Genomic DNA, 23569 nt, shown 5'->3' on the forward strand with positions numbered 1-23569 from the left:
ACCCGCGGTTGCGAGGCACGCCACACGCTCAGAAACGCGGCGCGCTCCGCGGACGGTCGCGTGTAACGGCTTCTGCTTCTTGAGCTGCTGGGGCCGTCGGCCGAATGCGGCATCGCGCCATGAGATGATGCATCGGCCGAAAGCACGACCTTCGTTGTCCGATCAGCCGATCCATGTCCGTCAAGATCTGCACAGGTATCGATGATGCGGCGCACGGTCGAGCCGGATTGGCACCTTTCATACAATTCCCGCCCTGATCCCCGATGGACGCCTCTCGGAGCGGGTGTTCAATCGCAACAATGACGCGGCGAAGAAAAATTCATGCGGCCGACCCCCGGATGGTCTCTCCCGGCGCTCAACCGCGTTGTAGGTTGGGCCGATCGCCCGTCGCGAATGCAGGTCCATGTACGAACACGCCACGGCGCCGTTTCCGGACGATCTGCGCAGTTCCTTGGCGCGCACCCTTTACACGTGGGACCGTGGCGATCAGCCGGACCTTCCCGCGTGGGACGACACGGCCCTCGATGTCGATCATCCGGGCCTACGGCAGCGTTATCTCGGGCGCATCGATGCGCTGGCGGCAGGTCCCCTCGCCCGGGTGCTCGCGGACGCGGCGGAACATGCCGCCGCCGGGGAGGAGCTGCGCGTGCTTCGGCGTCAGCGCATGGCCCCCGAGCGGGAGCGGGAATTGCTGGAAGCGAACAATCGGCTGCTCACCCGCGCCGAGGCGGCCGAGGCCGCGCGCGAAACCGCCGAAGCCGCGCTGGCTCAGATGCAGCGCGAGCGTGATGTGGCCCGGGAGGCCGAGGGTTTCTGGCAGCATTTCGCGTTCGACGCCGACGACCTGGCGACCCGGCGTCTGATCGAGCAGACGGAAGCCCGCGCCGCGGCCGAACGGGACGTGATCCTCGAGCGCTGCCGACGAGAGCGGGCCGAGAGCGCGTTGCGCCTGTTCGCCGACCGGGCCGACGTCATGCCGAAGGAAGGTTGGGCCTCGGAGCTGGCCAAGGCCAATCGGGACATCCCACTCTGGTGGTTCCACGCGGCCCGCGTGGCCCTGACCCCGCCGGCCTCGTCGAGCGACCCTGCGGAGGGAACGTCCTGAGCCGGCTTAAGCGGCGGCCGGTCGAACCGCTGTCCCAGCCGGATCGCGGAACAGGGCGGTGCAGCCGGAGCCGCGATGCATGCTCAAGATCGAAGCCCGATCGATCTCGGGATGGGTCTTGAGCACCTTCTGCACGCAGCACAGGACGCGCTCGTACTGGGCCGCGTCGAAATTGGGCTCCAGCGGGCTCACCGCAATGTAGGTCTCCACGACGAGCACGCGCTCGGCCCGGTCGCGGGCGACGTCGACCGCAATCCAGGAGGATTTGATCAGGCTTGTACTGGCGAGCATGGGCGTCCCTCCTGCCGCATGGTGGCTCTCGTCTGACCGGACGGCCTCCGATTTTGGCGAAATCATGAACCTCATTCGGAAGGATGCCAAGGGGCGTCGGAGGGCGTCGGATGCGGTCCGCGATTTCATCAACGACAGCGCGTTGAGCCGTGCGCCGGGACAGCTTAGGATGCGTAGCCCGCCACTGTGCCGCCGGTCATAAGAGGCCTCGCATCGCGCCGATGGCATGTGGTATACAGACAATCGGAACCTGACCGGGGTCCGCATGACGGTGTCGCAAGACGACGACACCGCGCTATGGGAGGGAGTGCAGACATGATTCGTTCGAGGATGGGTCCGGACTGCCCCGATGGTTCGTGCCGCGTGTCACAGCCGGTCGCTTGCCGCCTTCCGTCTGCCCGGTCGGCCTGAAAGCCGACCTTCGCATTCCCGACGACTGTCCTCAACTCCGAGACCGATCATGACAAAGGCCCTCGAAGGCGTCCGCATCTTGGACTTCACCCACGTTCAATCCGGCCCGACCTGCACGCAGCTCCTCGCGTGGTTCGGCGCCGACGTGATCAAGGTCGAGCGGCCAGGGGTTGGCGATGCCACGCGCCAGCAGCTCCAGGATATCCCGGACGTGGACAGCCTCTATTTCACGATGCTGAACCACAACAAGCGCTCGATCACGCTCGATTCGAAGAATGCCAAGGGCAAGGAAGTGCTCTGGCGCCTGATCAAGGAGTGCGACGTCCTCGTCGAGAACTTCGCGCCCGGCGCACTCGCCCGGATGGGCCTGACCTGGGAGAAGATCCATGAGGCCAATCCGCGGATGATCCTGGCCTCGGTCAAGGGCTTCGGGCCCGGCCGCTACGAGGATTGCAAGGTCTACGAGAACGTCGCGCAATGCGCAGGCGGCTCGGCCTCGACCACCGGTTTCCGCGACGGCATCCCGATGGTCACCGGCGCACAGATCGGCGATTCCGGCACCGGCCTGCACCTCGCGCTCGGCATCGTCACCGCCCTGTTCCACCGCACCCACAGCGGCCTCGGCCAGAAGGTCGACTGCGCCATGCAGGACGGCGTGCTGAACCTCTGCCGGGTGAAGCTGCGCGATCAGCAGCGCCTCGAACACGGGCCGCTTCGGGAGTACAGCCAGTTCGGCGAGGGCATTCCCTTCGGCGAGGCAACGCCGCGCGCCGGCAACGATTCCGGCGGCGGCCAGCCGGGGCGCATCCTGCGCTGCAAGGGCTGGGAGCAGGATCCCAACGCCTACATCTACGTCATCACCCAGGCCGCGGTGTGGGAGCCGATCTGCGACATCATCGGCGAGCCCGACTGGAAGGCCGATCCGAACTACGCGACCCCGAAGGCGCGCCTGCCGCACCTCAACGAGATCTTCACGCGCATCGAGGCGTGGACGATGAAGGTCTCGAAGTTCGAGGCGATGGACACCCTCAACAAGTACGACATCCCATGCGGCCCGATCCTGTCGATGAAGGAGATCGCCGAGGACGAGGCCCTTCGGAAGACCGGCACCATCGTGGAGGTCGATCATCCGACGCGGGGCAAGTACCTGACGGTCGGAAACCCGATCAAGCTCTCGGCAAGCCCGAGCGAGGTCGCGCGGTCGCCGCTGCTCGGCGAGCACACGGAGGAGATCCTCCGCAGCGTGCTCGGCTATTCCGAGGCGGAGGTCGGCGAGATCGCCAATTCGGGGGCGATCGGGGTGATTCCGAAGATCGCGGCCGAGTGAGCTGACGGACGCGCCGCTTCCCGCGGGCGTTCGAGCACGATCGCGCACTGGAGGGGATCGAAGCGGTGCGGCCTCTGGCCCGCCGCTGAGGTCGATCCCCTCCCCTAGCCCGCGCTGCGGGTCCCATGACGCTCCGGAGATTGCATGCGCATCGCCTTCATCGGTCAGCAGGATTTCGGCAAGGCCGTCCTGGAGGCGTTCCTCAAGCGGGGCGACACGGTGGCGGGGGTATTCTGCGCGCCGGAGAAGCCCGGTGCCAAGCCGGATGTGCTGAAGACCGCAGCCGAGGAAAAGGGGCTTCCGGTCTTTCAGTTTTCGAGCCTCAAGAGCCCGGAGGCCGAGGAAGCCATGCGCGGCCTCGACGCCGATATCGGCATCATGGCGTATGTCCTGCAGTTCGCGCCGCAGAGCTTCGTCACGATCCCGAAGCACGGCACCATCCAGTACCATCCAAGCCTGCTGCCCCGGTATCGTGGCCCGTCTTCGATTAATTGGCCGATCGCCCGGGGCGAGCTCCAGACCGGCCTGACCATCTTCCGCCCCACCGACGGCCTCGATGAGGGCCCGGTGGTCCTCCAGAAGACCTGCCCGATCGGCGCGGACGCGACGCTGGGCGATGTGTATTTCGAAGCCCTCTTCCCGATGGGTGTCGACGCGATGCTCGAGGCGGCCGATCTCGTGGTCGCCGGCCAGCACGTCGAGATCGACCAGGACGAGGATGCGGCGACCTACGAGGGCTGGTTCCGCGCCGCGGAGGCCGAGATCCGCTGGTCGGCCCATGCCGAGCAGATCTACAACCTGATCCGTGCGGCTAACCCTGCGCCCGGCGCCTGGACAACCCGGGACGGCCAGAAGCTGCAGATCTTCGATTCCAGCCTGCGGCCGGTTCGCCGCCTGGGCGACGTCAAGGGCAAGCCCGGTGAGGTGATCGCCGTGGATGAGGACGGCTTCAGCGTCTGCGCGCAGGGCGGCCGGATCGAGATCCGCAAGGTCAAGCCGGAGGGCGGCAAGAAGGTCTCGGCCGCCGATTATGCCCGGGAAACCGGCCTCGCCGTGGGGCAGGTTCTCGGCCGCTGAGGGCCGTGCCGAAGCACTACCGGGACTTCGAAGCCCCGCCTGTCGCGTTCAGCCCATAACCGCGGAAGCGTTCCACCGTCGTGCCGATCTCGTGGTCGGACAGGATTGCGGGCGTGCCGATCTGGAGCGCGACCACATATTGGTGGCACAGCGTCTCCAGTTCGACGGCGAGCCAGAGGGCCTTCTCCAGGCTCGCCCCGGCGGCGATCATGCCGTGATTGGCCAGCAGGCAGACGTTGCGGTCGATCAGCGCCGCCAGCGCGAGTTCCGACAGCTCGGCGGTGCCATAGGGCGCATACGGCGCGCACCGGACGCTGGGCCCGCCGAAGGCCGCGATCATGTAGTGGACCGCGGGGATCTCCCTCCGGCACAGCGCGAAGGCGGTGCAGTAGACCGGGTGCGCGTGGACGACGGCGTCGCAATCCGGGCGGGACGCGAGGATGTCCCGGTGGAAGTGCCACTCCGACGAGGGCTTCTGGTCTGCCGGGTGCGTGCCGTCGAGCGCCAGGGGCACGACATCCTCGGGCCGCATCCGCGCCGTGGGCAGGCCTGAGGGCGTGATCAACAGTCCATCGCGAAAACGCACCGAGACATTGCCCGAGGTGCCGCGGTTGAGACCCTGTGCGTCGAGTTCGCGCGCCGCCGCCACGACGCTCTCCCGTGCGCTGCGCTCGTCTTTGTCCATGGCCCGGTCCCCGCGTATTTCGGTCCCGGGTAACAGAAAGCCCGGCGCCGTAAAGGCGCCGGGCTCTGCCGTGTGCGGGCGTTGTGGGCTAGCGGGCCAGCGCTGGCGCCAGGGTCGCCTCGGGCTTCTTGGTGTAGGCCGCGCGCATCGGCTTGAGCACGAACAGGGCCAGGAACGCCGCGAGGATGTTCAACCCGGCCGCGACCAGGAACACCGTGTGCCAGCTGCCGGTCATCGTGGTGAGCACGCTGGTATAGGGCACGATCAGCGCCGCAGTGCCCTTGGCCGTGTAGAGCAGGCCGGCATTGGTGGCCGCGTATTTCGAGCCGAATGTGTCGCCGCAGGTTGCCGGGAATAGAGAGTAGATCTCACCCCAGGCGAAGAACACGAGGCCGGTGAGCAGCACGAAGGCGATCGGGTTTTCGCCGAACTGGCTCAGAGCGTAGATGCCCAGACCCTCGATCGCGAAAGAGATGAACATCGTGTTCTCGCGGCCGATATGGTCGGAGACCCAGCCGAAGAACGGGCGGGTGACGCCGTTCAGCACCCGGTCGAGGGTGGCCGCGAAGGTCAGGGCCGGCAGGGTGATGCCCAGCAGCGAGACCGGCACGTCGGCGATCTTGAAGTCCTTGGCGATCGGGCCGAGCTGCGCGGTGGCCATCAGGCCGCCGGCCGCCATCATCACGAACATCGCGTACATCACCCAGAAGATCGGGGTGCGGACCATCTCGCCGGGCTTGAAGTCGCGCTTCGACTGGCTGACCCGGGCGACGTCAGGCACCTGACCCTTGATCGGGGAGCGCAGGAACAGGGCGATCAGCATGACGATCACGCCTTGGCCGATGCCGAAGTAGAAGAACGCCGCCTCGTAGCCCTGCGACTTGATCATCGCCTGGATCGGCACGACAGTCAGAGCCGAGCCCGCGCCGAAGCCCATCGCGGTGATGCCGGCAGCGAGGCCGCGGCGGTCTGGGAACCACTTGAGGGAATTGCCCACGCACGTGCCGTAGACCGCGCCGGCGCCGGTCCCGCCGATCGCGGCGGCGACGTAGAGCATGGTCAGCGACTCGGCGTAGGAGTTCATCACCCAGGCAATACCGCAGAGCAGGCCGCCGAACAGAGTGACGATCCGCGGGCCGTACTTATCGACAAACCAGCCCTCGATCGGCACAAGCCAGGTCTCGGTGACGACGAACAGCGTGAAGGCCACCTGGATCGCGGCCCGATCCCAGCCGTGACGCTCCTGCATCGGGTTCACGAAGAAGGTCCAGCCGTATTGCATGTTGGCAATCATGCACATGCAGACGACGCCGAAGGCGAGTTGCAGCCATCGGCCGCCCCCCACAGGTGTGCGGATCTCGGACATTCGCTTCCCTCCTCGCTGATTATATTTTTGGTGGCTGATTTGAGCTGTCTGTATGCCCTGCCCGATCATGATGTGGCAGAACAAAGCGATCGTCGTACTTCAAAAAATTCTTGAAGGTTGATCAAACGAGGTCTTCCACGACGAAGAATCTCGCTGCAACCGAGCTTCGACTGCGGTGGTCGACGGTATGCCAGCAGGACCGTGCTTATCTTGCAGTCGTGTGTCAATCGAACATGCATAAAAATACCGGTTGCCGCTCGAGGATTAACCCTGTCGGGTCGGACGTGGTCTGATCGTCCCGGTCGCGGTGCGGGGTTTCGCGTCGTCGCCACGCTGACCGCTTGTTCTTGTCACAGGTCTGTGGGGTCCGACCTCTGTCGACTATGATCTGGAAAAGGTTTGGGTTAGTGCGCTTGTAAGCGCACGACTGAGAATGCGTGCGGTCCATCATACAAGTGAGCCGCTGGACCAGGGATGTCGAACTCCGAACCGCTGAGCGTCAAGCCGATCGTTGCCAGTTCAAGTCTCCGGACTTTGGCGTACGAGGCGCTAAAGACGGCTATCACCAACATGGATATCTACGGGCGGCCGGACGAGGTGAGGCTCGATGAGCGCAAGCTCTCGCAGGATCTCGGCGTCAGTCGCACGCCCGTGCGCGAGGCGTTGACCGTGCTTGAGCAGGAAGGCTTCGTCCGCTCGGAAGCGCGGCGCGGTGTCTTCGTGATCAAGAAGAATAAGCACGAGATCGTCAGCATGATCCACGCCTGGACGGCGCTGGAGAGCATGGCGGCGCGGCTCGCCTGCACCCGTGCGACGGAGGCCCAGCTGCGGAGCCTGCGTGACGCGTTCCCCGAATTCTTCGAGGGCCAGCCGTCCGAGCATATCGACGAGTATTCGGACGCCAATATCCGCTTCCATCAGCGGATCATCGCGCTGGGTCATTGCGAAGCCATCGCGGATCTCACCAGCAATCTGCTGATGCATGTACGCGGGATTCGCAGCACGGCCCTGCGCCAGGGCGACCGGGCGGAGCGCTCGATCCGCGAGCACGTCGCCATCATTGCCGCGCTTGAGGCGCGGGATGCCGATCTGGCCGAGCGCCTCGTGCGCGAGCACGGTCTCGGCCTCGCGCAGCACGTCGACACCTACGGCGATTACCTCGACTGAGGCGATCGCCGCCGCGTCGTGATAACTAGACGCCGTCTGTCGCGCCGCTCTTAGCAATGACCGACACGAAAATCTGACGTCCCCCTCGCTCCGATACGGGCACCTATAGACACGTCCAACGAAGATTATCGCGGCGCAGCATGCGCGATTGCGCAGAGGCGGGGCGGCCCAGCGCTATGCGCATGATCCAGCCGGCGACGGCCAAAAATTGGCTATCGCGCGTCGTGATATGCATGCGCCGCATGCTCGGCATTCCGTATCTGGCATACCACATTGCAGGGCGGCATGGCATTTACTGCGTCGCACCATGAGCCGCAGGGCCGACCCGGAGTTCCACGATGATCGCCAGCTTCTTCATCATCCTCGTAGCGTTCGCGATCTGCCAGGCCGTCTTGACGGTTAAGTTCGCCGATTTCCTGAGCCCCAAGGACGGGTCCGAGACCGTTGCCGCCGGGCCGCGCGGCGCTGTCGGATCCGCCAAGCTTGCGTGATCAGAATTGCGCGCGTTGGACTGTTGTTTGCCGACAGCGCGCTGACTGCGTAGAGTTAACGCTTTCCTCGCAACTTTCCGTTAGGGTCAACGCACAGTTGACCCAATGGGCGAGGGAGCAACCGTGGTGGTTCTCGGCTCTGCAACGCGATACGCGGACCAGTCCTTCGTCCTGCTGATCTCCGATCGGCCTTCGGAGCGAGCCGCCCTGGAACGGGCCATCGCTCTGGTGATGGACTGCCTGGCCGTCGACGGTGACGCTGCTCTTCCGGCGGAACGGCCGCATCTCATCATTCTGGACGTGCCACCGGATCGAGCCGTCGCGCTCGAAACAGCCTATCGCACGGCGAAGCCGCCTGTGCCGCGCCTCGTTCTCGGGCGTGGCGAGCGATCGTTTCCGGCAGCCACGCACCTCCGTGTGCTTCCGGCCACGACATCGCGTCAGGTCGTCCTGGCCAACGCCTTCGCCATGATCGAGGAGGCGACGCGGTCGGCCAAAACGCGCGCCCGACGCCTCGGAGAGCACGTCACCGGCGCCACCGCGATCGTTGCAGACCTGTTCGACAGCGCCGCGCTCGGCGCCGGGCTCCAGCGAGCCGATATCGACCGCGGGACCGAACTGGTCCTGGCCGCGGTGTCGGAGGTCGGGATCGGCGGCTGGCTTGAGGCGGTCTGGCGTCACGATATCGGGGTCTATCAGCACACGCTGGGGGTCGCCGGCCATGCGGCGACCTTCGGGGGCCAGATCGGCTTGAGCCGCGGCGATCTCGACCGTCTGGTACGCGCCGCGCTCCTTCACGATATTGGCAAGTCACGGATTCCGGTCGACATCCTGAACAAGCCCGGGCCGCTCAATGCCGAGGAATACCGGTTGATGCAGCGTCATCCGGATATCGGTGCCACGCTGCTGAAAGCGCAGGGCGAGTTCGAGCCCGAAGTCCTCGACGTCGTACGCCATCACCACGAGCGCCTCGACGGAAAGGGCTATCCGGACCGCCTCGCCGGCGGCGCCATCAGCGATCTCGTGCGGATCGTGAGCATCTGCGACGTGTTCTCGGCGCTGACCGAGCGGCGGACTTATCGTCAGCCGGCCAGCGGGCCGGAGGCGCTGGCGATCATGGTCGAGGCTCAAGGTCACCTCGACCCGGATCTCCTGCGCGCGTTTGCGCCGGTCATGCTCGGGAGCAACGCTCTGGCAGCCTGAGCGCCGTGGTATCCCGGCCACGTCCCGCACAAACGGGCCGGGCCGATCCGCATCCGCCGTGCTTTCGCCGCAAGCCGGCCCGAGGGAGGCGCCCTCCCTCTCAGCGTTGCCGACCGGACCGTGCCGAACCTGACCCGCCCCCTCGCCGCCGCCCTGCTGCTCACCCTGACCGGATGCGGCGGCCTGTCATTCATGCCGGAGCCGACGGTCGAGAACGCCACCCATACGGCGGTGCTCGACGAGGTCGCGGCCGCGGCGGCGATCTCGGCCTACCGTGTCCAGAACGGGTTGAGCCCGGTCGTGGTCGATCCGGTGCTGGTGAAGGCCGCCGCGTTCCAGGCCGGCAACAATGCCCGCCACGGCCAGCTCAGCCACGAGATCGGCGGGAGCTTCACGTCGCGCATGGCCTCGGTCGGGCTGGCGAAATCCTGGGCGGCCGAGAATCTGAGCGCGGGTTCCGAAACGCTGGAGCAGGTGCTCGCCCGCTGGAAGGCAAGCCCGGAGCACAACAAGAATATGCTGCTCCCGCAGATCCGCCGGATCGGCATCGCCCGCGTGGATGCGCCGGACACGCGCTACAAGCGATTCTGGGCCTTGGTGATGGCCGGGGGTTAGAGCGCTCTCCGCCGAAGGGTATACCGGTTGGGCGCAAGAGCGAGCGTCAATACAAAGATTGAGAGCCGTGCGCGATTGCAACGCGATCTGGCCCGACTCTAACGCCGAATCAATCGGCTGGTGCGAGGTCGACGATCCGCAGCTGCGCCCGCTCGGCGCCGCGCCAGCGGTCGCACGACAGGGTGCCGGCCACGTGCATCTCGCGGCCGATACCGTTGAGCAGGGCCAGCCCGAGGGGGCGCTCGGCCGCCCGGAAGCAGATCGCCCCCACCGCCTGACCGTCGCGACTGCGCAGACGCGCGCGGACATGGTTCGATCCGACCACGCCCGCGTCGACAAGTCGGTGGCGGCCTAGGGCGAAGATCGGCTCCGGGGCGCCCTGGCCGAACGGCCCGGCTTTCTGGAGCAGCCGCACTGTTTCCGCCGTGGCGCCGCCGGCGCTGAGGCTCCCATCGATCAGCAGCGCATCGGCCGCGCGCGCCAGGGCGACGCTCGACCCCAGGAGCGTGGCGAGGTGCGCTTCGAAGCGCGGGATGTCGTCGGCCCGGACGGTCACGCCGGCCGCCATCGCGTGGCCGCCGCCTTTGGGCGCGATCCCGGCCTCCACGCAGGCGCGCACGGCGAGTCCGAGATCCGCCCCGGGGATCGAGCGACCTGAGCCGGTGGCGCTGCCGTCCGGACGAAGCGCGAAGGCGAAGGCGGGCCGGTTGAACCGTTCCTTCAGCCGCGACGCGATCAGGCCGACTACACCCGGGTGCCAAGCGGCGCTCGCCGCCACCAGCACGGCGCGTGCGGGATCGCGGGTCACGGCGTGGTCCATTTCGGCTTCGGCCTCCATGACGGCCTGCGCCTCGATGGCCTGACGCTCTCGGTTCAGATGATCGAGGTCGGCGGCGATGCGCGCGGCCTCCTCCGGATTGGCCGTGGTGAGCAGCCGGGCGCCGAGCCCCGAATCCCCGATCCGTCCGCCGGCATTGATGCGCGGCCCGAGCACGTAGCCGAGATGCCAGGCCTCCGGCGGCTCGCTCAAAGAGGCGGCGTCGAGCAGCGCGGCGAGGCCGGTCCGGCCGCGATGGCGCATCACGGTCAAACCCTGGTTCACGAACGCCCGGTTCAAGCCGGTAAGCGGCACCACGTCGGCCACGGTCGCCAAGGCCACGAGGTCGAGGGAATCGGTCAGGACCGGCTCGGGCCGGTTCGGCCCGAAGAACCCCTCGCGGCGCAGGGCGCGGTTGAGGGCAACCAGGGTCAGGAAAACCACGCCGGCTGCGCAAAGATGGCCGAGACCCGACAGATCGTCGAGGCGGTTCGGGTTCACGACGGCGCGGGCCGGTGGCAGCACCTCGGCGGCAGCGTGGTGATCGAGGACGATGACGTCGAGGCCCGACTTTTCCGCCTCTTCGAGGGGGGCGTGACCGCTCGTCCCGCAATCGACGCAGACCAGAAGGGTCGCCCCATCTGCCGCAAGCGCGGTGATTGCACCAATATTGGGACCATACCCTTCGGTGATTCGATCGGGGATGTGGATCGGCGACCGGATCCCGACGCCGCGCAGATAGCCGGCCAGCAAGGCGGCGCTCGCGGCGCCATCGACATCGTAATCGCCGAACACCGCCACCGTCTCGCCGCGGCGCACGGCACGAACCAGGCGACGGACGGCGGCATCCATATCGAGCAGCGTGTCGGGGTCCGGCATCAGGTCGCGCAGGCGCGGGGCAAGGTGGCGGGAGGCTTCGTCCGGTCCCACCCCACGGCCAGCAAGGACGCGGGCCAGCAGTTCCGGCAGCCCGTGGGCCTGCACCATCTTGGCGATCTGGTTCTGGACCGTCGTGCTGGTGCACCGCTCCTGCCAGCGGCGGCCGGTCACGGAGGCAGCCACACCCAGGAAGGCTGGCGGATCGGCGAGGAGCGCTACGGTTGACACGGGCGGCAACCTACACCGGCTGCGCCGCAAAATCCCTGCCCCTGCCGCAACAGCGCCCTTGCGAACAAAAACGGGGCGCGCATCGCTGCACGCCCCGAAAACCCGCGCCGAACCTGATGGGTCAGAAGGTCTTGATGATTTGGTCGACCACCTTCTTGGCGTCGCCGAACAGCATCATGGTGTTGTCGCGGAAGAACACCTCATTCTCGACGCCCGCGTAGCCCGAGCCCATGCCGCGCTTGATGAACAGCACGGTCTTGGCCCGCTCCACGTCGAGGATCGGCATGCCGTAGATCGGCGAGGCCTTGTCGGTCTTGGCCGCCGGGTTGGTGACGTCGTTGGCACCGATCACGAAGGCGACGTCCGCCTGCGGGAATTCGCCGTTGATGTCCTCCAGCTCGAACACCTCGTCGTAGGGCACGTTCGCCTCGGCCAGCAGCACGTTCATGTGGCCCGGCATGCGGCCCGCCACCGGGTGGATGGCGTACTTCACGTCGACGCCCTCCTTCTTCAGCATGTCGGCCATCTCGCGGAGGCTGTGCTGCGCCTGGGCGACCGCCATGCCGTAGCCCGGGACGATGATGACCCGCTCGGCATTCTTCATGATGTAGGCCGCATCGTCGGCCGAGCCCTGCTTCACCGGCCGCGTCTCGACCTGACCAGGACCAGCTGCGGCGGTGTCGCCGCCGAAGCCGCCGAGGATGACCGAGATGAACGACCGGTTCATCGCGTGGCACATGATGTACGACAGGATCGCGCCCGAGGAGCCGACCAGCGAGCCGGTGATGATCAGCGCGAGGTTGCCGAGGGTGAAGCCGATGCCGGCCGCCGCCCAACCCGAGTAGGAGTTGAGCATCGACACGACCACCGGCATGTCGGCACCGCCGATCGGGATGATGATCAGGCCGCCCAGCACCAGCGAGGCGAGGATGATCAGCCAGAACAGCACCTTCGACTCGGTGCCGATGAACAGCGCGAGCATCAGCACGAGGCCGGCGGCCAGCAGCGCGTTGATCAGGTGGCGCTGCGGCAGCATGATCGGCTTGCCGGACATCCGGCCGTCGAGCTTGGCGAAGGCGATCACCGAACCCGTGAACGTAATGGCGCCAATGGCCACGCCCAGGCCCATCTCGAACAGCGACTGTTTGTGATAGTGGCCGTTCTCGATGATGCCGAAGGCCTGCGGCGCGTAGAGGGCGCCGGCCGCCACGAACACCGCCGCGAGGCCGACCAGCGAGTGGAAGGCCGCCACGAGCTGCGGCATGGCGGTCATCGACACGCGCTTGGCGATCACTGCGCCGGCGCCACCACCGATTCCGAGGCCGAGCAGCACTAGGATCCAGGCGCCGAACCCGGCCGGCGGATGCCCGACCAGGGTGGTGAGGATGGCGAGCCCCATGCCGACCATGCCGTACAGGTTGCCCTGCCGGGAGGTGGTGGGGTGCGAGAGCCCCCGCAGCGCCATGATGAACAGGACGCCGGAGACGATATAGAGAAGGGAGGAGATGTTCTCTGACACGAGCTCAGCCCTTCTTCTTGTACATGCTGAGCATGCGCTGCGTGACGAGGAAGCCCCCGAAGATATTCACGCTGGCAAGCACGATGCCGATGAAGCCGAAGAACCGGGCGATCCCGGTTCCCTTCTCGATCAGCGGCACGCCGACCGCGAGGATCGCGCCGACGATGATCACCGAGGAGATCGCGTTGGTGACCGACATCAGGGGCGTGTGCAGGGCCGGGGTCACCGACCAGACCACGTAGTAGCCGACAAAGATCGCCAGCACGAAGATCGCGAGCCGGAAGACGGTGGGATCGACCGCGCCACCAGTGGCTGCACTGAGGCCGTGGCCCATGCCGTCAGCGATGAACTGCGCCTGGTTGGCGGCGTTCTGCGCCACCGCGGCGGCGGCGCGGGCGGCGTCAGCCAGCACGCGGGCCTGATCGGCCGCTTGGTCGGGAGGGACGATGACGGTTGCCATTCTGCTACTCCTCGCGACGAGATCTTAGTGCGCGCTCGAGGCGGCGGCGGAACCCTTGCCGGCCTCGGACTTGGCGAGGCCCACGGACGCGGCTTCCGAGGCGGGCCCATCGGTCTTGGACTGGAAGGAGGCGTGCACCACCGAGCCGTCGCGGGTGAGATTCGTGGCCTTCACCAGCTCGTCGTCCCACTTGATGTTCAGCGCCTTCGACTCCTTGTCGATCAGCGTCTCGACGAAGGCGTAGAGATTGCGCGCGTAGAGGCTCGAGGCCGTAGCGGCGAGCCGCCCCGGCACGTTGAGATGCCCGACGATTTTCACGCCGCGCTCGGTGGTGACGATCTCGCCCGGCTTGGCGCCGGCGACGTTGCCCCCGCGCTCGACCGCGAGATCGATCAGGACCGAACCCGGCTTCATCGACGCCACCATCTCCTCCGAGACGAGCTTCGGCGCCGGGCGACCCGGGATCAGCGCGGTGGTGATCACGATGTCCTGCTTGGCGATATGGCCCTTCACGAGCTCCGCCTGCTTCTTCTGATAGTCGGCCGACATCTCCTTGGCGTAGCCGCCCGCGGTCTCGGCCTGCTTGAACTCGTCGTCCTCGACGGCGACGAACTTGGCGCCAAGCGATTCGACCTGCTCCTTGGTGGCCGGACGCACGTCGGTCGCGGTCACGACCGCGCCCATGCGCCGGGCCGTGGCGATGGCCTGGAGGCCCGCGACGCCGACGCCCATCACGAAGACGCGGGCGGCCGGCACGGTGCCGGCTGCGGTCATCATCATCGGCATGGCGCGGCCATATTCGGCGGCACCGTCCACGACCGCGCGGTAGCCCGCGAGGTTCGCCTGGGACGACAGCACGTCCATCACCTGGGCCCGGGTGATGCGCGGCATCAGCTCCATGGAGAAGCCCGCGACGCCGGCCTCCGCCATCGCCTTGAGGGCATCTTCGTTGCCGTAGGGATCCATGATCGCCACCACGGTGGCGCCGCGCTTGAAGACCGGCAACTCCTCGGCGCTCGGCCGACGGACCTTGAGAACGAGGTCTGCGTCCCGCGCCGTGTCTTCGGCGGTTCCCGCGACCGTCGCGCCGGCGGCCTCATATTCGTCGTCCAGGAAGCCGGCCTTCGTGCCTGCACCGGACTGCACCACTACGTCGGCGCCCAACGCCTTGAATTTCTTGACAGTCTCGGGAACCGCAGCGACGCGCGGTTCCGCGGAGTCCGTCTCGGACAGCACAGCAATACGCATGCGCGAATTCCCCTGAACAAGCTCGGCGTTCCGAATGCGCGAACCCGCGCGGCTTTACGAGATGCTAAGCTTCTAGTCTGCGATGAAAACGGTGGGAATGTAACTTGTGCTCAATCTAATTGCACGTCGTGCACAAGCATTCCGCTTTGCACGGCGCGAGCGGGTCACGATACAGCATGACCGGTCCATCGGACCGAGCTGCCTATGCTCAGGCGAAGAAGAGGTACAGAAGAAGCAGGATGGCCACGACCAGGGGACCCCGCCATCCGACCGCCGGGGCCACCGCACCGATCGCACCGGCCGCGCCGGACGCGATGACGCTGAGGATGGCCAGGAGCCACGCTTCGCGAATGCCGCCGATCGCCAGGGCCAGGACCCAGCAGATAACGACTCCGCTGCCGATCTCGACGAAGCGGACGAAGCCGCGATAGGTCTGCTCGTGGGTCTTCGCGTCCATCGCCGGGCTGTAGGTGTGCCCTGCCACCGTGTCACTCTCAGCCATCGTGCGCTCGTATCCCTAAGACGCGACTTCTTGCGGTCACGGTGGGATGTAACTCAAGCGCCTATCTGCCGCAATCGGACGCACGCAATTGATCGCCGCCCCGGTAGGGATCGCGGGCGGTCTCAGGCCGGCTTCGGAAGCCCGACCGCGGCCAGGGCTTGCTCCTGACGCTGAGCGAGTTCGTCCAGCGAGAAGTGCTCGATCTCGGCCTCGAACAACCTGTGGTAATTCAGCTCCGAGCGCAAATGGAGAAAGACGGCGCCAAGACCAACGGCGGCGCGGTCCATGAAGACGAATTCCTGCGGGACGGTCACCGGTCCCCGCTCCTTGAGGGCCTGGTGAACCTCGAATGCCTGCCGTCGGCCATACTCACCCGGCTTCACGCCGTCGGCGACGGTGCGGGTGCGGTCTTCCAGGAGCGGCCCGTAGATGAAGCGAGCCCAGATATTTAGGATCTCGATCTTCTCCTTGTCGAGATCCTTGAAGCCCCAAACCTCGTAGGCGTGCACGATGCGCGCCGTGTCGTTCTCCAGCAGTCCCCGGTAGAGGTTCACCACGCCGCCGACGAATCGCGGGTGGAAGATGCGCACGCAGCCATAATCGAGCAGGTTGATGCCAGCGGCCTCCCCGCCCTCGGAGAACACCGTGTAATTGCCGAGATGCGGGTCGCCATGGATCACCGCAGCGCGGCTGAACGGGTGCCACCACGCCTTGAACATCGCTTGAGCGATACGGTTGCGGATCTCGACCGGCTCATCGGCGAAGCCCAGGATCCTGTCGCCGTCCAGCCATCCGAGCGTGAGCAGGCGTTTGGTCGAGAGTTCGGGGAACACCTCGGGGACGCGCACCGCCGCGATATCCTTGAGTACGGCGCTGTACAGGGCGGCGTGCTTGGCCTCGCGCTCGTAATCAAGCTCCTCCCGCACACGCGCGCCGATCTCCTTCGCGATCTCCCGCGTGTCGAGCCAGGAATTCATCCGGCGGTGGAGCGCGAACGCGACCTCGAGCTGCTTCAGATCGGCCTCGACCGCCGATTGCATGTCCGGGTATTGCAGCTTGCAGGCTAGCCGCTCGCCGCCCTTGCTGGTTGCGCGGTGAACCTGGCCCAGGGAGGCCGCGGCGGCCGGCTTCAGGTCGAAGCTGCCGAAGCGGTCCTGCCACCCGGCGCCCAGTTCGGACTGCATCCGGCGTCGGACGAACGCCGCGCCCATGGGCGGTGCATCGGCCTGGAGCTTCTGCAACTCGGCTGCGTATTCAGGCGGCAGCAGATCCGGCACGGTGGCCAGCAACTGCGCGACCTTCATGATCGGGCCCTTCAGACCGCCCAACGCCTGCGCCAGGGCAGCGGCGTTGGTGGTCCCCTCCTTGCCGAACAGCCGAGCCATCGCCATCCGGGCGGCGACGCCCCCGACATTGGCACCAACGCTGGCATAGCGGCCCGCACGGGCGGAGAAGCGGTTGGCTTCGCGGTCGATCTCGGCCATGTCTCGATCTGCTCGTCTGCTGCCACGAAGCAGATATGCCGCGCCGGGGCGGACACCAGGGGCGTGGGGCCCTGCGCCGCGGGGCTCAGGCCGGCCAGTTGTCCCGGATCCAGCGGATGAGACCGGCTTCGTCGATCTCGCCGGCGGCGAGGCCCCGGATCATCAGCACTGCTTCCGCTTCATCGGCAACGAAGTCGATGTCGTTCATCCCGAGAAACGTCACGAGCGCCAAAAGTGCGGCTCGCTTGTTGCCATCGATGAACGGATGGTTCTTGGCGATGCCGAACGCGTATGCAGCGGCTAATTCGGCGAGATCGATTTTTTCGGCGTCTTCGGTATACGCGACCCGATTCTTTGGTCTCCCGAGCGCGGACTCGAGAGCGCCTTCGTCGCGCAAGCCCGGCGGGCCGCCGAAGAGCCGGAGCTGCTGAGCGTGAATGGCCTGAACGAGATCGCTCGTGAGCCACTCGATCTCCTGACCGAAACTCATTTTGCGAGTTCCGCCAGGGCATTGCGATAAGTCTTCATCGCCTTCTCGGCGATTTTCATGCCCTTCTCGAATGCCGGATCGTAGGGCGACAGCCGAACGGAGCCGTCCGCATTCTCTGTGACGTACAGCCAATCGCCCTGGGTCAGATTAAGCTGGCCCAGGAGTTCCTTCGGCAAGATCAGGCCGGTCGAGTTGCCGACACGCTTGACTTCGAGCTTCATCATCAACCCCTGGATGTTATACATTGGGTATAACATCCAGGATGTCGTTCTGGAAGCGGTTCCGTCAGGTCTGCCCTTCCATCCCTTCCAGCTCCACGATCATCCCCTCGATCATGCCGAGGCCGATCTGCCAGAAGCCCGGATCCTTCGCGTCGAGGCCGAACGGCGCGAGTAACTCGCCATAAGGCTTCGAACCGCCGGCCGCGAGCAGCGCGAAGTACCGATCGACAAAGCCCGCCTCAGCCTTCGCATAGACCCCGTAGAGCGAGTTCACGAGGCAGTCGCCGAACGCGTAGGCGTAGACGTAGAACGGCGAGTGGATGAAGTGCGGGATGTAGGCCCAGTACGGCTCATAGCCCGCATCCAGCGTGATCGCGGGTCCGAGCGATTCCGCCTGCACCGACATCCACAGGGCGTTGATCTGGTCGGTCGTCAGTTCCCCCTTGGCGCGGGCGAGATGCACCTTCCGCTCGAACGAGTAGAACGCGATCTGGCGCACCACCGTGTTGATCATGTCCTCGACCTTGGCGGCGAGCATGGCCCGGCGCTGGGTCGTGTCGGTCGTAGCAGCGAGCAGCTTGCGGAAGGTCAGCATCTCGCCGAACACGCTCGCGGTCTCGGCCAGCGTCAGGGGCGTGGGCGCCATCAGCGCGCCGTTGGGGCCGGCGAGCACCTGATGGACGCCGTGGCCGAGTTCGTGGGCGAGCGTCATCACGTCCCGCGGCTTGCCCTGGTAGTTGACCAGCACATAGGGATGGGCCGAGGGCACGGTCGGGTGCGCGAAGGCGCCGGGGGCTTTGCCGGGCCGGGTCGGCGCATCGATCCAGCGCTCGTCGAAGAAGCGCTTGGCGATGCCCGCCATCTTGGGCGAGAAGGCGTCGTAGGCCGACAGCACCGTGTCGCGCGCTTCGCTCCAGGGAATCGTGCGCTGCTCGACCTTCGGCAGCGGTGCGTTGCGATCCCAATAGGGCAGCGTCTCCTGCCCGAACCATTTGGCCTTCAGCTTGTAATAGCGGTGCGACAGGCGCGGATAGGCCGTCCGCACGGCATCGACCAGTGCCTCGACCACCTCGGGCTCGACCCGGTTGGCGAGGTGACGGGCCTCGGCCACGTCCTTGAAGCCGCGCCAGCGGTCAGAAATCTCCTTGTCCTTGGCGAGCGTGTTGGTGATCAGCGTGAACACCCGGAGCTGCCCGCGCAGCACCGAACTGATCGCGCCGGCAGCCTCCTTGCGGACCGCGCCGTCGGAATCCTGGAGCTTGTTGAGTGTCGGCTCCAGCGGCATCTCTTCGCCCTGCACGGTGAAGCGCAGCGACGCGATGGTCTCGTTGAACAACCGGTCCCAGGCGGCATTCGCGGTGACCGACTTCTCCAAGAAGAGCTTCTCGGTCCGGTCGTCGAGCTGGTGCGGCTTCTCCCGGCGCAGATCTTCGATCCACGGCGCGTAATGGGCCAGCGGTCCCTGCGCCATCGCGGCGTCCAGCACCGAATCCTCGGCCCGGTTCAGTTCGAGCGCGAAGAACAGCAGGTCGGCCGAGGCGTTGGTCAGGCGTTCGCGCGTGTCGCCGTAGAACTTGGCCCGAGCCTCGTCGGTCGTGTCGCCGGAATAGACGAGACCGGCGAACGACATCAGCTTTCCGAGCAGGTCCTCGATCCCCTCATAGGCCCGCACTGGCTCGGCAAGGCGCACGGAGGCGTCGGGCCCGGCGGCGATCTCGGCGATTCGCCCGGCATAAGTCTCGGAGAAGCGGCGGCACTCCTCCTCGGCCCGGGTCATGTCGGCGGAGAAATTCGGGTCGTCGAGGCCGGCGTAGAGGTCCGTCAGGTCCCATTCGGGAAGAACACCGAGGTCGGCCGCCTTCGCGGCGGCGCGCGCGGCGCTCACGCCTTCGGGCAGACGGACGATCACCGGCGACGCGGTGGGGCTCGGCATCATGTCGTGCGTTCCTTTCACGGGGAGTTGGCTCCGTAGCCTGATATCGAGTGGGCCGCCACGCGTTCAACGCGGCGGGTTGGCGGGACGCGCGACCTCGATCCGGCCGGACAGTGCAAACGTCGTTAAGCGGCACTTTACGTCTGTGGTTCACCCTCCGCCTCGAAACGAAACAGCTGCCGAATCGGAACAGGTGTCCGGGATCGTTCCCGCGTCGCCGGCCCGGTCCGCGTGCCCGTCAGGGAGCCGCCATGTCCACCACCGTGCTCATCGTGGACGACGATCCGGTTCAGCGCCGCCTCGCCGAGGCGGCGGTGCGTCGCTTCGGCTTCGAGGCCCGCGTGGTCGAGAACGGCGCCGACGCGCTGATCATGCTGAAATCCGAGGGTGCCGATGTGGTGCTCCTCGACCTCGTCATGCCGGGGCTCGACGGTCTCGGCGTGCTGGCCGAGATGCGCAAGAGCGGACTTGCGACCCCGGTCATCGTGCAGACCTCCAACGGATCGATCGACGCGGTCGTCTCGGCCATGCGGGCCGGGGCGGTCGATTTCGTGGTCAAGCCCGCGGGCGCCGAGCGGTTGCAGGTCTCGATCAAGAACGCGCTGCGAGTCGATACGCTCGAGGAGGAGGTGCGCCGCATGCGCCGCCGCGCCTCCGGCGTCCTGACCTTCAAGGATCTCGCGTCCAAGAGCCCCGACATGGAGCGGGTCATCCGCCTCGCCGAGCGGGCTGCGAAGTCCAACATCCCCGTGCTGATCGAGGGCGAGTCCGGCGTTGGCAAGGAGGTGCTGGCCCGGGCGATCCAGGGATCGGGCGACCGGCGCGGCAAGCCGTTCGTCATCGTCAATTGCGGGGCGATCCCCGAGAACCTCGTGGAATCGACCTTGTTCGGCCACGAGAAGGGGGCGTTCACGGGCGCCACCGAGAAACATGCCGGCAAGTTCGTGGAGGCTTCGGGGGGCACCCTGTTCCTCGACGAGATCGGCGAACTGCCGCTCGACGCGCAGGTGAAGCTGCTGCGCGCCCTGCAGGAAGGCGAGGTCGATCCGGTCGGCGGCAAGCGTCCGGTCCGGGTCGATATCCGCCTCGTTTCGGCGACCAACCGCTCGCTCCTCGATCTGGTGAAGCAGGGCAAATTCCGCGAGGATCTCTATTACCGCCTCAACGTCTTCCCGATGACCCTGCCGCCCCTGCGGGCGCGCCGGGAGGATATCCCGGATCTCGTCCGCTCGTTCTGCGCGCGCTTCTCCGCCGAGGAGAGCAAGCGCGTGCGAGCGATCACCCCCGAGGCGATGGCGCTCCTGACCCGCTATCCCTGGCCGGGCAACGTCCGGCAGCTGGAGAACGCGCTGTTCCGGGCCGTGGTGCTGGCCGACGGCGACGAGCTGACGGTGACCGAATTCCCGCAGATCGCCGCGCAGGTGGAGGGATTCGACGTCCGCATCCCACCGGTCCCCATGCAGGCGCAGATGGCGGCCTATGCCCCGGAGCCGGTGCGCGAGATCGTTCGGGTCGAGGTGCGCGATCCGCATGCCATGTCGCTCGTCGCCGAGGAGACCGGCGAGATGAAGCCGATGGATGTGCTGGAGGCCGAGATCATCCGCTACGCGCTGCAATTCTACCGGCAGCGCATGTCGGAGGTGTCGCGTCGCCTCGGGATCGGCCGGTCGACCCTGTACCGGAAGTTGAAGGACCTTGGTCTCGAAGGCGACGAGAAGGGTGAGGACGCCGCTTGAGCCGATTGCGCGTGCGCTAGCACACAGGGCGAATACGCTACATCCGCACGCAACCGGATCTCGACACAGCTGCGCAATACGGATCGAACATTCTTAAAACAGAAATATCCGATCCCTCAATGATCGGTCGGCCCACTCCAACCAAGCCTTCAACTTGATGGACTGCGGTTGCTGAACGCCACGCTTGCGCGGATAATCACAATCTGCGCGTGCGGTCCTGTCGCCGCTCCCCGGGAGAACACGATGCGCGTCCCGCGCTCAAGCCTTATGGCGTTGGCCGCCTTCTTGACCGGAACGGTGGCGTCGGCCGCTATGGCTGCCGATACGGCGGCGCTCGATACCTCCATCGCCCCGCCGGTCTCGGTGTCGCCCTCGCCGACGCCGCCACCGGATTCAGCCCCGTCCGCGCTGCCGGACTACAAGCCCGAAGCCCCCGTCGCCGAACCGGCGCCTGCCGCAGCCGCGCCCGTGGTCCCGACCGATCCCCAGGGCGCCGCCGTATCGGCCCGCCTTGCCGATCCGGCGCCGCTGCTGTTGCGCCTGACGACCAAGGAGCGCGACGCCATCCGCGCGTTCTACGAAGCCCGCGCCAGCAAGCCCTTGTGGGTCGCAGACGGCGCGTGGACCGAGGCTGCCAAAGCCGTCACCGCCCGACTGGCGGCGGCTGTCGAGGACGGCCTGGACGCCAGCGCCTACACGATCCCGAACCTGCCCGGGAAACCGGACGAGAAAGCGGTCGCCGATGCCGATCTGCGCCTGTCCGCAGCGGCCGTGCTGTATGCGCGCGACGCCCGGGGAGGCCGTATCAATCTTGCATCGATCTCACGCCTGATCACGCCGCATCTCGACCTGCCGGCGGGGAACGACGTGCTGACCAAGCTCGGTGACGCCGGTGCGAAGGCCGGCGATGTGCTCCAGGGCTACAATCCGGCCACGCCGGGCTACCTCGCGCTCAAGGCCCGGCTCGCTTCGATGCGCGGCCCGGCACCGGTCGCCGTCAAGCCGCTGCGGCTGCCATCCGGCCCTGCCCTGCGCCTCGGCATGCACGATCCCCGCGTTCCGCTGCTGCGTGCGCATTTCGGTTTGGACAACCGCCCGTCCGGGACGTTCGACCAGGGCCCCGGCGAGCCTAACACCTACGATTCCGCCGTCGCCGACGCGGTGTCCAAGTTCCAGCGCGGCCGGGGCCTGCCTGCCACCGGCATCCTGAACGTCCAGACCGTACTGGCGCTCGCCGATGCCGGCCGGAGCACGCGTCCGACCGGCGGCGAGGCCGAACTGATCGTCAACATGGAGCGGTGGCGCTGGCTGCCGGGGGATCTCGGCCCGGACTACATCCTGGTCAACGTGCCGGAATATCGCCTGCGCGCCTATCGCGGCGGCGTACTGCGCGACGAGGCCCGGGTCATCGTCGGCAAGCCGGATTCGCGCACGCCGCTGTTTTCGGGGCTGATGGAATACGCGGTCGTCAACCCGTCCTGGTACGTGCCGCCCTCGATCCTCAAGACGATGGCGCCGAAGCTCGCTGGCTACGGCGGCAAGACCTGGGGCGGCTACGAGGTGGTCCGCCGCGGCGGACACATCTCGCTGCGCCAGCCCCCGGGGGAGCGCAATGCGCTGGGCTTCATCAAGTTCATGTTCCCGAACCAGCACGCGGTCTACCTGCACGACACGCCGAACCGCTCGCTGTTCTCCGCCGCCAAGCGTGACTTCAGCCATGGCTGCGTCCGCGTGGACGATCCATTCCGCCTCGCCGACGCGGTGTTGCCGGACTGGTCGGCGGAGCGGCTCAAGAAGCTCATCGGCAAGGGCGAGCGCACGCTCAGGCTGCCCGAGAAGCTGCCGGTCCACCTCGCCTATTTCACGGCGTACATGGACGACAGCGGCACCTACCGCACGCTGCCCGATCTCTACGGCTACGACGCGCCGATGCGCGCGGCCCTCGGGCTGCCCGGTGGCGGCGGTGCGGCGGTCGCCCGGCTGCCGGACGAGGCGCCCCGGCGCAAGGCCGAGGCCGTACCGACACCGCGGAAGGCTCACATCGCCCAGCGCCGCTCGACCCATCGCCAGGTGGCCAGCGAATGGCCCACCGGTCGCTACGAAGAGGCCGCTCCGCCACGGCGCCATCTGCGCCGGGCCGCCCGCGCCGATGACGCGCCGGAATACGGTGAGCCCGGCCTGTGGACCCCGGCGCCGCAGCAGGCCGGACCGCGGAGCTACTGGTAGCCCTCGAGCGATCAGCGGCCACGATCGCAACTTTCACGTGCGCGGCCACACATCCGGGCACGATTTCGCCACGGTCCAGCTTTAGCCG

Annotated in this window: 21 protein-coding genes; 9 read left to right on the forward strand and 12 right to left on the reverse strand. The window is 66.9% G+C overall.

Features of this window, described 5'->3' with window-relative positions:
• Positions 1-403: 403 nt before the first annotated feature.
• Positions 404-1105 carry a hypothetical protein gene (locus OXS27_RS06035; protein ID WP_267354986.1) on the forward strand — a complete coding sequence of 234 codons (702 nt, stop codon included), beginning with the start codon at positions 404-406 and terminating at the stop codon, positions 1103-1105.
• Positions 1106-1111: 6 nt separating this feature from the next.
• On the opposite strand, the gene OXS27_RS06040 is transcribed toward OXS27_RS06035, so the two are convergent.
• Entirely contained in the window at positions 1112-1396 is a 285-nt protein-coding gene (locus OXS27_RS06040; protein WP_243919571.1) for a hypothetical protein, read from the reverse strand.
• A 460-nt stretch (positions 1397-1856) separates the two neighbouring features.
• Here OXS27_RS06040 and frc point away from each other — a divergent pair, with 460 nt between their 5' ends.
• Together frc and OXS27_RS06050 are read left to right on the forward strand one after the other, a co-directional pair.
• A complete protein-coding gene (frc, locus tag OXS27_RS06045) occupies positions 1857-3134 on the forward strand; it encodes a formyl-CoA transferase (protein ID WP_243919572.1) in 1278 nt (425 codons plus the stop codon).
• A 144-nt stretch (positions 3135-3278) separates the two neighbouring features.
• Positions 3279-4211 (forward strand): methionyl-tRNA formyltransferase, encoded by a 933-nt coding sequence (locus tag OXS27_RS06050; protein WP_243919573.1) that lies wholly within the window; start codon positions 3279-3281, stop codon positions 4209-4211.
• Between the two features lie 16 nt (positions 4212-4227).
• Here the strand turns inward: OXS27_RS06050 and OXS27_RS06055 are convergent, their stop codons facing one another.
• The gene (locus tag OXS27_RS06055) at positions 4228-4896 is read right to left on the reverse strand and encodes a class II aldolase/adducin family protein (protein WP_267354989.1); all 669 of its coding nucleotides are present in this window, start codon (positions 4894-4896) and stop codon (positions 4228-4230) included.
• A gap of 88 nt (positions 4897-4984) precedes the next feature.
• Positions 4985-6262, reverse strand: a complete 1278-nt coding sequence (gene oxlT, locus OXS27_RS06060) for an oxalate/formate MFS antiporter (protein WP_243919575.1) — start codon at positions 6260-6262, stop codon at positions 4985-4987.
• A gap of 474 nt (positions 6263-6736) precedes the next feature.
• Here oxlT and OXS27_RS06065 point away from each other — a divergent pair, with 474 nt between their 5' ends.
• The 4 genes from OXS27_RS06065 (at position 6737) to OXS27_RS06080 (ending at position 9738) form a co-directional block, all read left to right on the forward strand.
• The gene (locus OXS27_RS06065; RefSeq protein ID WP_243919577.1) at positions 6737-7429 is read left to right on the forward strand and encodes a GntR family transcriptional regulator; all 693 of its coding nucleotides are present in this window, start codon (positions 6737-6739) and stop codon (positions 7427-7429) included.
• Positions 7430-7767: 338 nt separating this feature from the next.
• On the forward strand, positions 7768-7920 hold the full coding sequence (locus OXS27_RS06070) for a hypothetical protein (protein ID WP_267354991.1): 153 nt from the start codon (positions 7768-7770) through the stop codon (positions 7918-7920).
• Positions 7921-8046: 126 nt separating this feature from the next.
• A complete protein-coding gene (locus tag OXS27_RS06075) occupies positions 8047-9123 on the forward strand; it encodes an HD-GYP domain-containing protein (RefSeq protein WP_267355320.1) in 1077 nt (358 codons plus the stop codon).
• 120 nt (positions 9124-9243) lie between these two features.
• Positions 9244-9738 (forward strand): CAP domain-containing protein, encoded by a 495-nt coding sequence (locus tag OXS27_RS06080; protein WP_267354993.1) that lies wholly within the window; start codon positions 9244-9246, stop codon positions 9736-9738.
• 109 nt (positions 9739-9847) lie between these two features.
• Here OXS27_RS06080 and recJ read toward each other — a convergent pair whose 3' ends face one another.
• The 9 genes from recJ to OXS27_RS06125 all read right to left on the reverse strand — a co-directional run bounded on the left by recJ (position 9848) and on the right by OXS27_RS06125 (position 19522).
• A complete protein-coding gene (recJ, locus tag OXS27_RS06085) occupies positions 9848-11662 on the reverse strand; it encodes a single-stranded-DNA-specific exonuclease RecJ (RefSeq protein WP_267354995.1) in 1815 nt (604 codons plus the stop codon).
• Between the two features lie 121 nt (positions 11663-11783).
• Complete coding sequence (locus tag OXS27_RS06090) at positions 11784-13181, reverse strand: NAD(P)(+) transhydrogenase (Re/Si-specific) subunit beta (RefSeq protein WP_243919586.1); 1398 nt, start codon at positions 13179-13181, stop codon at positions 11784-11786.
• A gap of 4 nt (positions 13182-13185) precedes the next feature.
• Complete coding sequence (locus OXS27_RS06095) at positions 13186-13641, reverse strand: proton-translocating transhydrogenase family protein (protein ID WP_243919588.1); 456 nt, start codon at positions 13639-13641, stop codon at positions 13186-13188.
• 24 nt (positions 13642-13665) lie between these two features.
• Positions 13666-14889 (reverse strand): Re/Si-specific NAD(P)(+) transhydrogenase subunit alpha, encoded by a 1224-nt coding sequence (locus OXS27_RS06100; protein WP_267354998.1) that lies wholly within the window; start codon positions 14887-14889, stop codon positions 13666-13668.
• A 208-nt stretch (positions 14890-15097) separates the two neighbouring features.
• Positions 15098-15391 (reverse strand): aa3-type cytochrome c oxidase subunit IV, encoded by a 294-nt coding sequence (locus OXS27_RS06105; protein WP_243919592.1) that lies wholly within the window; start codon positions 15389-15391, stop codon positions 15098-15100.
• 122 nt (positions 15392-15513) lie between these two features.
• Positions 15514-16875 carry an AarF/ABC1/UbiB kinase family protein gene (locus tag OXS27_RS06110; protein WP_267355000.1) on the reverse strand — a complete coding sequence of 454 codons (1362 nt, stop codon included), beginning with the start codon at positions 16873-16875 and terminating at the stop codon, positions 15514-15516.
• Positions 16876-16960: 85 nt separating this feature from the next.
• Complete coding sequence (locus tag OXS27_RS06115) at positions 16961-17365, reverse strand: type II toxin-antitoxin system death-on-curing family toxin (protein WP_267355002.1); 405 nt, start codon at positions 17363-17365, stop codon at positions 16961-16963.
• Positions 17362-17586: an AbrB/MazE/SpoVT family DNA-binding domain-containing protein gene (locus OXS27_RS06120; protein ID WP_243919684.1), complete on the reverse strand. Its 225-nt coding sequence runs from the start codon at positions 17584-17586 to the stop codon at positions 17362-17364. The genes OXS27_RS06115 and OXS27_RS06120 overlap by 4 nt, the downstream gene beginning before the upstream one ends.
• Positions 17587-17650: 64 nt before the next feature.
• Positions 17651-19522 carry a M3 family oligoendopeptidase gene (locus OXS27_RS06125; protein ID WP_267355322.1) on the reverse strand — a complete coding sequence of 624 codons (1872 nt, stop codon included), beginning with the start codon at positions 19520-19522 and terminating at the stop codon, positions 17651-17653.
• A 248-nt stretch (positions 19523-19770) separates the two neighbouring features.
• Here OXS27_RS06125 and OXS27_RS06130 point away from each other — a divergent pair, with 248 nt between their 5' ends.
• Positions 19771-21255, forward strand: a complete 1485-nt coding sequence (locus OXS27_RS06130) for a sigma-54 dependent transcriptional regulator (protein ID WP_243919597.1) — start codon at positions 19771-19773, stop codon at positions 21253-21255.
• A gap of 243 nt (positions 21256-21498) precedes the next feature.
• Positions 21499-23481 carry a L,D-transpeptidase family protein gene (locus OXS27_RS06135; RefSeq protein WP_267355004.1) on the forward strand — a complete coding sequence of 661 codons (1983 nt, stop codon included), beginning with the start codon at positions 21499-21501 and terminating at the stop codon, positions 23479-23481.
• Positions 23482-23569 lie beyond the last annotated feature (88 nt).

The organism is Methylobacterium sp. GC_Met_3, assembly GCF_026540775.1.
In the GTDB taxonomy this organism is placed as follows: Bacteria; Pseudomonadota; Alphaproteobacteria; order Rhizobiales; family Beijerinckiaceae; genus Methylobacterium.

Excerpts from the sequence above, each read along its gene's own strand:
- OXS27_RS06035 (WP_267354986.1), top strand. The coding sequence starts at position 404 with ATGTACGAACACGCCACGGCGCCGTTTCCGGACGATCTGCGCAGTTCC.
- OXS27_RS06040 (WP_243919571.1), bottom strand. The coding sequence starts at position 1,396 with ATGCTCGCCAGTACAAGCCTGATCAAATCCTCCTGGATTGCGGTCGAC.
- frc (WP_243919572.1), top strand. The coding sequence starts at position 1,857 with ATGACAAAGGCCCTCGAAGGCGTCCGCATCTTGGACTTCACCCACGTT.
- OXS27_RS06050 (WP_243919573.1), top strand. The coding sequence starts at position 3,279 with ATGCGCATCGCCTTCATCGGTCAGCAGGATTTCGGCAAGGCCGTCCTG.
- OXS27_RS06055 (WP_267354989.1), bottom strand. The coding sequence starts at position 4,896 with ATGGACAAAGACGAGCGCAGCGCACGGGAGAGCGTCGTGGCGGCGGCG.
- oxlT (WP_243919575.1), bottom strand. The coding sequence starts at position 6,262 with ATGTCCGAGATCCGCACACCTGTGGGGGGCGGCCGATGGCTGCAACTC.
- OXS27_RS06065 (WP_243919577.1), top strand. The coding sequence starts at position 6,737 with ATGTCGAACTCCGAACCGCTGAGCGTCAAGCCGATCGTTGCCAGTTCA.
- OXS27_RS06070 (WP_267354991.1), top strand. The coding sequence starts at position 7,768 with ATGATCGCCAGCTTCTTCATCATCCTCGTAGCGTTCGCGATCTGCCAG.
- OXS27_RS06095 (WP_243919588.1), bottom strand. The coding sequence starts at position 13,641 with ATGGCAACCGTCATCGTCCCTCCCGACCAAGCGGCCGATCAGGCCCGC.
- OXS27_RS06100 (WP_267354998.1), bottom strand. The coding sequence starts at position 14,889 with ATGCGTATTGCTGTGCTGTCCGAGACGGACTCCGCGGAACCGCGCGTC.
- OXS27_RS06105 (WP_243919592.1), bottom strand. The coding sequence starts at position 15,391 with ATGGCTGAGAGTGACACGGTGGCAGGGCACACCTACAGCCCGGCGATG.
- OXS27_RS06110 (WP_267355000.1), bottom strand. The coding sequence starts at position 16,875 with ATGGCCGAGATCGACCGCGAAGCCAACCGCTTCTCCGCCCGTGCGGGC.
- OXS27_RS06115 (WP_267355002.1), bottom strand. The coding sequence starts at position 17,365 with ATGAGTTTCGGTCAGGAGATCGAGTGGCTCACGAGCGATCTCGTTCAG.
- OXS27_RS06120 (WP_243919684.1), bottom strand. The coding sequence starts at position 17,586 with ATGAAGCTCGAAGTCAAGCGTGTCGGCAACTCGACCGGCCTGATCTTG.
- OXS27_RS06125 (WP_267355322.1), bottom strand. The coding sequence starts at position 19,522 with ATGATGCCGAGCCCCACCGCGTCGCCGGTGATCGTCCGTCTGCCCGAA.
- OXS27_RS06130 (WP_243919597.1), top strand. The coding sequence starts at position 19,771 with ATGTCCACCACCGTGCTCATCGTGGACGACGATCCGGTTCAGCGCCGC.
- OXS27_RS06135 (WP_267355004.1), top strand. The coding sequence starts at position 21,499 with ATGCGCGTCCCGCGCTCAAGCCTTATGGCGTTGGCCGCCTTCTTGACC.